We start from the raw sequence: 2026 nt of genomic DNA, 5'->3' as shown, positions 1-2026 counted from the left end.
GGGTCGCCGAGATGGGTGTCGACGGCTTCCGGTTCGACCTGGCCACGGCGCTCGCCCGCAACCCCGACGCGTTCGACGCCGACACCTACGACAGCGATGACGACTACGAGGCCAACGCCTACGGAGGCGATGAGGACACCTACGACGGTGACCTGGACGATCGCGACCTGGACAGCCCGGGATCTCAGGTGGACGACGAGGGCGACGACCGGGACCCCGGCGACGAACGGGTGGACCCGGTTGCGAGCCTGGACGCGGAGCACGACCGCGCCGACGGGGACGGCCCCGAATCGAGGTCGGTCACCGCTCGCCGCCGCGGGCTGGCACGATGACGGGACACCCACCGCACGGAAGGGAGAGCGCCATGGCGAAGAAGAAGCGCAAGCGCCGCGCACGGGCGAAGCACAAGGCCAACCACGGCAAGCGCCCGAACACCTGAGCAGCTCGGCGGGCCGTGTCGACACGGCCCGCCGCCGGGCGGGTACTACTCGGCGCGGAACTCCGCGCTGTCGACCTCGGCCCGCGCCAGCCGCAGCCGCTCCAGCAGGCTGGAGCGCAGCGAGTCCGGCGCCCGCTCGCCGCCGCATTTGCGCGCGACGAGCATCTTCACCTCACGCTCAAGGCCGAACTCGCGCAGGCATGGCGAGCACTCGTCGAGATGCGACCGGATCAGGCTGTACTGCCCGCCCTCGCACTCTCCGTCGAGGTACAGGAAGACCGCGTCGAGCACCTTGCGGCAGTCGATCTCGTGTTCGCCACCACAGCTCACGACGCACCGCCGTCGGCCTCGGGTGATCCGGCCGGGACGAGCCCGCGGTCCGCCGCGTACTGCTCCAGGGACTTGCGCAGGCCCCGGCGGCCACGGTGGAGCCGGGACATCACGGTCCCGATCGGCGTGCCCATGATCTCCGCGATCTCCTTGTAGGAGAAGCCCTCGACATCGGCGAGGTACACGGCCATCCGGAAGTCCTCCGGCAGCGCCTGCAGCGCGTCCTTGATGTCACTGTCGGGCAGGTGCTCCAACGCCTCCGTCTCGGCGCTCTTCAGGCCGGCGGAGGTGTGCGACTCGGCCTCGGCCAACTGCCAGTCCTCGACCTGCTCGGTCGGGCTCTGCAGCGGCTGGCGCTGGCGGCGACGGTAGGTGTTGATGAACGTGTTCGTCAGGATCCGGTACAGCCAGGCCTTGAGATTGGTGCCCGCCTGGAACTGGTGGAAGGCGGCGAACGCCTTGACGAAGGTCTCCTGGACGAGGTCCTCGGCGTCCGCGGGGTTCCGCGTCATCCGCAGCGCGGCCGCGTACAGCTGGTCGAGGTACGGGAGGGCGTCCCGCTCGAACCTGGCGCCCCGCTCCTCGGTGGTCTCGTCGACCAGGATCATCCCCTCACCGTCTTCCGCCACGACGCCGAGCTCGACGCGCGACGCCGCGGACCCCGCGGAACCAGACCGGTTCCTCGGAGCGGACGATACCTCGGCGGTCGACTGATCGCGTGGCGCCGCAACCACTGGACCGGCCCGGTGTGTGACATCTCGCGCGGCATCCGCCGCGGCCGCCGTGGGCCGGTGCGGCGCGGACGGGTGCGGCCCGGACCGCGACGGCATCGACGAGACCGGCGTGAGCTGGTGGGACGTCCGCGACAGCGACGGGTGCAGGGTGTTCGCTGGAGTCATGTGACCTCCGTGACCTCGACTGGCATATCACGTCAACCGGTTTTACGACCCGGCGATTCCCGGCCTGCCCACACCGCCGCCCAGCTGACCGAGCAGGAAGTCCGCGCCGACCCGGGCCGCCTCGGCGAGCGCCTCGCCGGCGGGCCGGCCGTCGCGCAGCCGGGTGCGCAACGAGTGGTCGCCACCGGCGACGAGATGCACCCGCCGATCCCGGCCGGCGTCCGGCTCGGGGCGGCCGAAGAGGTCACGATCGCCCTGGACGACGAGGACCGGCACTCCCGCGCCGTCGAGCTCGCCCTGGCGGGACGGCTTGGGCTCGCCCGCCGCGGTGGTGCCCGGGGGCCGCAGCGGGAAGCCC

The 2026-nt window shown here is 71.8% G+C and carries 5 protein-coding genes; 2 read left to right on the top strand and 3 right to left on the bottom strand.

Annotation, left to right across the window (positions count from 1 at the left end; genetic code table 11):
• Positions 1 to 332: hypothetical protein (locus MXD58_RS26380; RefSeq protein ID WP_250610472.1), on the top strand; the 332-nt coding region annotated here is incomplete at its 5' end.
• Positions 333 to 364: 32 nt separating this feature from the next.
• The gene (locus tag MXD58_RS31460) at positions 365 to 439 is read left to right on the top strand and encodes a 50S ribosomal protein bL37 (protein WP_369809780.1); all 75 of its coding nucleotides are present in this window, start codon (positions 365 to 367) and stop codon (positions 437 to 439) included.
• A 45-nt stretch (positions 440 to 484) separates the two neighbouring features.
• Here the strand turns inward: MXD58_RS31460 and rsrA are convergent, their stop codons facing one another.
• From rsrA to MXD58_RS26365, 3 genes are all read right to left on the bottom strand, one after another.
• Complete coding sequence (gene rsrA, locus MXD58_RS26375) at positions 485 to 769, bottom strand: mycothiol system anti-sigma-R factor (protein ID WP_248836780.1); 285 nt, start codon at positions 767 to 769, stop codon at positions 485 to 487.
• Complete coding sequence (locus MXD58_RS26370) at positions 766 to 1398, bottom strand: sigma-70 family RNA polymerase sigma factor (protein ID WP_308302054.1); 633 nt, start codon at positions 1396 to 1398, stop codon at positions 766 to 768. Before MXD58_RS26370 ends, rsrA begins: the two co-directional genes overlap by 4 nt.
• Before the next feature lie 312 nt (positions 1399 to 1710).
• A partial coding sequence (locus MXD58_RS26365) for an alpha/beta family hydrolase (protein WP_374616672.1) occupies positions 1711 to 2026 on the bottom strand: 316 nt, incomplete at its 5' end.

It is taken from the genome of Frankia sp. AgKG'84/4 (assembly GCF_023242965.2).
Taxonomy (GTDB): Bacteria; Actinomycetota; Actinomycetes; order Frankiales; family Frankiaceae; genus Frankia.
The sequence above is the reverse complement of the archived record's forward strand: the minus strand, read 5'-3'. Positions and strand labels throughout refer to the sequence as shown.